Annotated in this window: 6 protein-coding genes; all 6 read left to right on the top strand. The window is 72.5% G+C overall.

Annotated elements, in window-relative coordinates; translation table 11 throughout:
• The first annotated feature begins 445 nt into the window (after positions 1 to 445).
• The 6 genes from BCD48_RS39710 (at position 446) to BCD48_RS39685 (ending at position 7,685) form a co-directional block, all read left to right on the top strand.
• Entirely contained in the window at positions 446 to 2,245 is a 1,800-nt protein-coding gene (locus BCD48_RS39710) for an acyl-CoA dehydrogenase (protein WP_071053546.1), read from the top strand.
• Positions 2,246 to 2,360: 115 nt separating this feature from the next.
• Complete coding sequence (locus BCD48_RS39705) at positions 2,361 to 2,771, top strand: YidH family protein (protein WP_071053545.1); 411 nt, start codon at positions 2,361 to 2,363, stop codon at positions 2,769 to 2,771.
• A gap of 118 nt (positions 2,772 to 2,889) precedes the next feature.
• Entirely contained in the window at positions 2,890 to 3,237 is a 348-nt protein-coding gene (locus BCD48_RS39700; RefSeq protein ID WP_071053544.1) for a DUF202 domain-containing protein, read from the top strand.
• Positions 3,238 to 3,507: 270 nt separating this feature from the next.
• Positions 3,508 to 4,218: a vWA domain-containing protein gene (locus tag BCD48_RS39695; RefSeq protein WP_198543584.1), complete on the top strand. Its 711-nt coding sequence runs from the start codon at positions 3,508 to 3,510 to the stop codon at positions 4,216 to 4,218.
• 1 nt (position 4,219) lies between these two features.
• On the top strand, positions 4,220 to 5,356 hold the full coding sequence (locus BCD48_RS39690; RefSeq protein ID WP_071053543.1) for a PP2C family serine/threonine-protein phosphatase: 1,137 nt from the start codon (positions 4,220 to 4,222) through the stop codon (positions 5,354 to 5,356).
• Positions 5,349 to 7,685, top strand: a complete 2,337-nt coding sequence (locus tag BCD48_RS39685; protein ID WP_071053542.1) for an NHL domain-containing protein — start codon at positions 5,349 to 5,351, stop codon at positions 7,683 to 7,685. The genes BCD48_RS39690 and BCD48_RS39685 overlap by 8 nt, the downstream gene beginning before the upstream one ends.
• Positions 7,686 to 7,694 lie beyond the last annotated feature (9 nt).

The raw sequence follows: 7,694 nt of genomic DNA, 5'->3' as shown, positions 1-7,694 counted from the left end.
CTGGGTGAACTTCCTCCGCATCGATCCCATCCCCGGATCTCCCTGGTAGTCAGTGATAAGTACGTCCACTGTCTACAGAACCGGGATCACTCCACTTCGCTCATGGGCGGGGCTCCGCGGAGCGCGCCTCCGCGCCCAGCACGGTCACCTACCGCCGCGCGTCACCAAACCACAACGACCCGGTCTAGAAGCATCCCCGCGAGCGCCGCGGTCTCGGGCTGGTGACGTCACCGCGGAAAGCAACCGAGCTGGCGCGGAGGCGCGCCTCCGCGGAGGCCCGGCCACGGAGCGAAGCGAACGTGGTTGGGCCGCAGCGGAGGTCGCCGGAGCGCCCGTGAGCGGAGGAGGACAGCGCACGGAGGTCCCTTGGGAGCGAAGCGAGTAAGGGGCCGTAGTGCGCTGCCCGGACGGAGCGAACCAGAGACAGAGTGGATACGGTTACGCCATGGCCGAGTCTGTGCTGTTATCGCGGCGGAATCTCGACTTCCTGCTGTACGAGTGGCTGGACGTGACGGCGCTTACCAGCCGCGAGCGGTTCGCCGAGCACACGCGGGAGACATTCGACGCGGTTCTCGACCTCGCCGAGCAGGTCGCGACAGAGCACTTCCACCCGCACCTGCGGGCGGCCGACACGCACGAGCCGACGTTTGACGGCCAGCGGGTCTCGATGATCCCGCAGGTCGGCGCGGCGCTGGAGGTGCTCGCCAAGACCGGTCTGACGGCCGCCACCTTCGACGCGGAGCTGGGCGGCGCGCAGCTGCCCGACGTGGTCGCGAGCGCCTGCTTCGCCTGGTTCCAGGCGGCGAACATCTCGACGTTCGCCTATCCGTTCCTGTCCATCGGCAACTCGAACCTGCTGGTCGCCCACGGCACGCCCGAGCAGGTCGACCGCTACGTCCGCCCGCAGTTGGAAGGGCGTTTCTACGGGACGATGTGCCTGTCCGAGCCGCAGGCCGGCTCGTCGCTGTCGGACATCACCACCCGGGCCGAGCCGCGGCCCGACGGCACCTACCGCCTGTTCGGCAACAAGATGTGGATCTCCGGCGGCGACCACGAGCTGTCCGAGAACATCGTCCACCTGGTGCTGGCGAAGATTCCCGGCGGCCCGGCGGGCGTGAAGGGCATCAGCCTCTTCATCGTGCCGAAGGTGCTCGTCGACGAGGACGGCTCGCTCGGCGAGCGCAATGACGTCACGCTCGCGGGCCTCAACCACAAGCTGGGATACCGCGGCACCACGAACACGCTGCTGAACTTCGGCGAGGGGCGCAACCAGCCGGGCGGCGAGCCCGGCGCCGTCGGTTACCTGGTCGGCGAGCCCCACAAAGGCCTCTCGTACATGTTCACGATGATGAACTCGGCCCGCGTGCACGTCGGCGCGGGCGCGATGGCCCTGGGCTATGCGGGCTATCTGAAGGCGCTGAAATACGCGAAAGAACGGCCGCAGGGCCGCCCGCCGGCCGGCAAGGACCCGCGCGCGCCCCAGGTACCGATCATCGAGCACGCCGACGTCCGGCGGATGCTGCTCGCGCAGAAGTCCTACGTCGAGGGCGCGCTCGCGCTCGTCCTCTACGCCGGCAAGCTGCTGGACGACGAGCGCACCGCGCCCACCCAGGCCGAACGCGACCAGGCGCACCTGCTGCTCGACACGCTCACCCCGGTCGTGAAGAGCTGGCCGTCGCAGTGGTGCCTGGAGGCGAACAGCCTCGCCATCCAGGTCCACGGCGGCTACGGCTATACCCGCGAGTACGACGTGGAGCTGCATTTCCGCGACAACCGGTTGAACCCGATCCACGAGGGCACGCACGGCATCCAGGGGCTCGACCTGCTCGGCCGAAAGGTCGCCATCGGCGGCGGCGCGGGCCTGGCCGCGCTCGTCGGGATGATGCGCACCACCATCACCGCCGCGACGGCCGCCGGCGGCGAGCTCGCGGCTCTCGGCACCCAGCTGTCCGCCGCCCTCGACCGCGTCGTCGAGGTCACCGGTCTGCTGCACGGCGCCGGCGACCTGGACGTCACGCTCGCGAACGCGACGGTCTACCTGGAGGCGGTCGGACACATCGTCGTCGCCTGGCTGTGGCTCGCGCAGGCACTGGCCGCCGCGGGCAAGGACGGCCCGTTCTACGACGGCAAGCGCCAGGCCGCCCGGTACTTCTTCCGCTACGAGCTGCCGAGGACCGGCCCCCAGCTCGACCTGCTCGCGAGCCTCGACCGCACCACCCTCGACACCGACCCGTCCTGGCTCTGAGCGCCGCCCCGGCGCCGGAAATGAACAATCAGCGCACGAAGCGTCGATTTCCGCACCTGGCCGACGAACAATGTCCGCCATTCCTGGCCCGGCCGGGGGTGGTTAGGTTGGCGGCATGGAGTGGCTGCGCCGGCTGCGGCATCGGACGCGTGACCGCTGGACACGGCCGGTGCACACCGTGGGCGAGGAGCCGGACTACCGGTTCAGCCTGGCCAATGAGCGCACGTTCCTGGCCTGGATCCGCACGGCGCTGGCGCTGCTCGCCGGCGGCGTGGCGGTGGTACAGCTCGTGCCGACTTTCTCGATCGGCTGGGCGCGCCACCTGCTCGGGATCGCGTTGATCGTGCTGGCGATCGCGATCGCGGCGACCAGCTATGCCCGCTGGGAACGCCGGGAGCACGCGATCCGGCTCGGCGCCCCGCTGCCCCCGTCGCAGCTTCCCCGGCTCACCGGCCTCGGGATCACCGTCGTCATGGTCTTCGCGCTCGCCTTCGTCCTCGTCGACGTCGCCCGCGGCCACCGGTGACGCGCGGCCCCGACGGCCGGAGCCCCGCGATGGCCGACGGGCCCCCGCGGCCGGATGACCGCCCGGCGACCCGAGAAGAACCGGCGGCGGAGCGCGGGCCGGCTACCGGGAGACGCCGATGAGCGGCCCGGACGGGCCCCGGCCGCACCCGACCGAGCAGCTCGACCCGGGCCTGCAGAGCGAACGCACCTACCTCGCCTGGCAGCGCACCGGCCTCGGCTTCGCCGGCGTCGGCGCGCTGCTGCTGCACAACGCGTTCGACGGTCACTTCGTGCTCGTCATCCCCGGCCTGCTCGCCCTGCTGGCCGCGGCCCTGCTGACCACCCGCGCCCAGCTGCGCTACCGCGCGACCGTCGCCGCCGTCCACCTGGGCCGCTCCCCGGCCGACCGCCGCGTCGTCGCCGCCACGGCGGTCCTCACCACCGTGCTCTGCCTGACCGGCCTGGCCGTCATCCTCCTGCTCTGACCCCGCCAGCAGTCGTCGACGCCTGGCTACCGACCGTGCCGGCGTTTCTGACCTACGGAACCGGGCCTCGGGGGATAATTGTTGTCGACCCGGCCGATGCCGGCCGACCGACGCACGACCCGGGGGGAACCGCGCGAGAAGGCATACGTCCTGGTGTGTACGGTTGTGCCCAGGTTCGCCACTCCCTGTCAGGCACACCCCGCACTGGCGTCGCCATCCGGCAGTGCTCTGATGCAGGCGCCCTTTCCCCATGGACGAAGGACTTCGCGCATGTCTGATTTCGCCCCGGCGGTCAACGCGGACAACCCTGAGCCACGCATCGCGGTCGCGCTGCTGCTGGACACGTCGTGGTCGATGAACGGCGCGCCGATCGCCGCCCTCAATGACGGTTACAAGGCGTTCTGCGAGGCGATCGACGCCGACCCGCTCGCCCGCAAGCGGACCGAGGTCACGGTCATCACCTTCGGCGGCACGGCCGACGTCGCGGTGCCGTTCATGGAGGGGCGCGACCTCGCCGCGATGGCGTTCCACCCGAACGGCGGCACCCCGCTCGGCGGCGCGCTCGACCTCGCGCTGGACGAGATCGCCGCCCGCAAGCAGCAGTACAAGGACCTCGGCCTGTCGTACTACCGGCCGTGGCTGTTCGTCATCACCGATGGCGGGCCGACCGACGGCGCGACCTTCGAGCGCGCCGTCGGCCGGGTCCGCGCCGCCGAGGACGCCAAACAGGTCACCGTGTTCGGTGTCGGCGTCGAGGGCGCCGACATGCCGACCCTCGGTCGGATCTGCTCGCCGCAGCGGCCGCCGCTGCCGCTGCGCGGGACGGCGTTCCGTGAGCTGTTCCTGTGGCTGTCGGCGAGCATGAGCGTGGTCTCGCAGTCCGGCGGCCACGGCGCGTCCGACGCCAAACTCGCCACCGCGGAGGAGGGCGTGCAGGCGCCGCTGCCCGCGCCGTCCGGCTGGACGACCTGGACGACCTGAGGTGACCGGACTGCCCGAGGCGACGGGACGCCCCCAGGTGACGGCCCATCACACCACGGCCCACGCCGGGACGACCGAGGTCGGCGACGCCCACATCCGCGACGCCCACATCCGCGACGCCCACGCGCCCGACGCTCCCGGGCGCCGGCCGGCGGGTTGGCGGCTGCTCGGCGCCAGCGTCACGGGCGCCTCTCACCTGCGCCGCGGTGTCGGCCGTGAGGACGCGTTCGCGTGGCGCCGCGCGGGCAGGCTCATCGTGGCCGCCGTCGCCGACGGCGCCGGGTCACGCTCGCCGACGTCGGCGATCGGCTCCCACACCGCCGTCCGGGCGGCCACCGCGGCCGTCGACGACGGACAGTTCCTCGACGCCTTCGGCCGTGGCGGCGAGTCCGCGCTGCACTGGCTGTTCGCCCGCGCGCTGGCCGCCGTCACCGCCGAGGCCGGGCTGCTCGGCCTCGACGTCGACCGGCTGGCGACGACGCTGGCCGTCGCCGTGTTCGACGGCGACCGGGTCTACGTCGGGCAGGTCGGCGACGGCATCGCGGTCGTCCGGCACGACGGGGGAATCGAGACGGTCGCGGTCGGCCGGCGCGGCGAGCACGCCGGCGAGACCGACTTCCTCACCGCGCCCGGCGCGGTCCCCGCCCGGCTGGTGACCTACGAGGGGTACGGCGTCGACGCGTGCGCGCTGTCGACGGACGGGCTCGAGTACAAGATCACCGATGTGCGGCTGCGCACGCCGTACGAGCGGTTCTTCGTCGACACCTGGGCGTATGCCGGCGGCGAGACGGCGAGCTCCGTGTCGATCGAGTCGTTCCTGGTCGACGTCGACGACCAGACCGGCGACGACAAGACCCTCGTCGTCGCCGTCCACGGTTATGAGGGCCCGGCGGGCGAGCCGTATCTGGCCAGCGCGCCGCCCCTGGTCGAACCCGCCCCGGCCGCGGTGCCCGCCGCCGAGGCGGGGGCGAGCCAGCCGGCCGAGTCGCCCTACCCGCCGGAAAGCCCGGCGCCAGCCGACCTCGCCGCGCCGAGGCCGCCGTGGCCGGACCCGGCACTCGACGACGACACCCGGCCGTTCACCGCCTGGACGCCGCCCGTGCCGCCCGTGCCGCCTCCGACGGAAACGGGTGGCTGACGACGCCATGAGGCTGGGCACCGGCCAGAACCTGGTCGTCGGGCACCCGCTCGCCCAGGGCGGGCAGGGCAGCGTCCACGAGGTCGTCAGCCCGCCCGGGCTGGTCTTCAAGCGCTACTCCGACGCGGTCCTCGCGAGTCAGCCGTCGCCGGAGCGGCGGATACAGGCGATGATCGACAACCGCCCGTCGCAGTGGCGGGAGAAGAGCGGCCATCTCCTGCTCGCCTGGCCGACGGCGACCGTGCTGGACGGCCGGCGGTTCGTCGGGTTCGTCATGCCCAGGATCGACACGTCGCGCGCGGCGGAGCTGCACCTGGTCTCCAACCCGTCCGACCGGGCGAAGCCGGCGAAGAACGTCGCCTGGACGGCCGGGTTCACCTGGCGCTACCTCGTGCAGACGGCGGCAAACCTGTCGCTTGCCACCCAGGGGCTGCACGACGCCGGCTACGTGATCGGCGACTTCAACGAACGCAACGTGCTCGTCCACGCCGACGCCCGGGTGACGCTGGTGGACTGCGACTCCATGCAGGTCCGCGACCCGAGGACGAAGACGCTGTACCTGTGCGAGGTCGGCCGCGAGGAGTTCGAGGCCCCGGAACGGCACGGCGCGCCGAGGACGAGGCCGCGTGACGAGAGCGCCGACCTGTTCCCGCTGGCGGTGCACATCTTCCAGCTGCTGTTCGAGGGGCGGTCCCCGTTCGACGGCGTGTGGTCGGGGCCGGGCGAGAAGCCGTCGCGAGGAGCGCTCGCCCAGCGTGGGATGTTCAACTGCTCCGGTGACCGCAGGCTGCGCCCGCAGCCGACCGCCCCACCGTTCGACCTGGTCCCGCCCGACCTGCGACGGCTGTTCACCCGCGCCTTCGTCGACGGGGCGAAGCGCCCGTCGGCGCGCCCCATGGCGGGCGAGTGGCAGACAGCGCTGACCACGCTCGCGCGCGGGCTGCGTACCTGCGCGACGAACACGTCCCACGTCTACGGCGGCCACCTCGGCCGGTGCCCCTGGTGCCAGCGCCCCGCGCCACCGGTCACGACGGCCACCCAGATCCGCCCGCCGCCGGCCGCTCCTCCCGCCAGGACCGCCACCCAGCCGACACGGACGCATCGCCCGGCGCCCCAGCCCTCGCCGACGCCCCCGACGGGCCGCCGCCCGGTGATGGCCGTGAACACCCGGCCAGGCTTGACGGGCCCGACCCCGACACCCCCCTGGACGAGGCCGTTCACACCGGCGCCGAGCACCGCCGCCCGTCCCCGGCCCGCCCGGCGCTGGCGCGCGCTGAAGAAGGCGTTGATGCGGCTCCTGGCGCTGCTCGGGATCGCCTTGGCCGCCGGCTGCGTCGCGCTCGCGGCCACCGGCGTGATCAAGGACATGAACAATCCCGCGGGAGAGTTCCGCACAGCCGCGCTCGGGCCGTTCGGGTACCTCTACGTCAGCCGCACCTCGCATGGCGCCGCGACGGTCTACCGGGTCGAGAAGGACGGGGCGACGGCCAAGATCGCCGGGAACGGGAAGAAGACCGGCGGCGACGGCGGCCCCGCGACCAGGGCCGGGCTGCGCGACGTCACCGACCTCGCCTTCGACAGCACCGGCAACGCCTACCTCAACGAGGGCACGGACATCCGCAAGGTCGACATTCGCGGCGTGATCACCACCGTCGTCGGCGGCGGTACCGACGCGCCGGCCGACGGCGCGCGCGCGACCGGGATCGCCGTCGGCGGCCTGCGCATGGCCGTCGCCCCGGACGGCACGCTGCACTTCGCCGACGACCGGAAGGTGTGGAAGCTCCAGGGCGACGGCACGATCGCCACCGTCGCCGGCGGCGGGAGCACCGGCGGCGGCACGTCGCCCTCCCGGCAGGACGGGATCCCGGCCACGGAGTCCTATCTGGACGTCGACGCGATCGCCTTCGACAAGACCGGTCTCCTGCTCATCAGCGACGTGATGGCACGGCCGTCCCAGTACGACAGCAGGCTTCGCCAGGTCGGCCTGGACGGGACGATCCAGACCGTCGCCGGCACTCTCGACGAGCAACGCCCGTTCGAGAACGAGAACGGCATCGGCACCAGTGCCCTGGTCCGCTTCCATCCGGTCGACCAGATCGGCCTGGACGCGGATGGCCTGGTCGTCGTGGGCAGCTCCGGCCGGTTCATCCGGCTCAACCCCGACGGCTCACGCACCTACCTGCTGACGTCGGGCGGGACCCGCGAGCTGATCCCCGTGTCCGGCGGGTTCCTCGCGGTGCGCCCTGGCGCGGTCGACCTGGACGACTCGCGGGGCGTGACCAGGTCCAAGGTCTGCGGCAAGAAGGCCTGCCAACCGCGCAGTTGGTAGCGGCGCGCG

Origin of the sequence: Pseudofrankia coriaricola (assembly GCF_001854805.1) — a bacterium.
Classification (GTDB): domain Bacteria; phylum Actinomycetota; class Actinomycetes; order Frankiales; family Frankiaceae; genus Pseudofrankia.
This window is presented reverse-complemented; position numbering and strand designations above follow the sequence as displayed.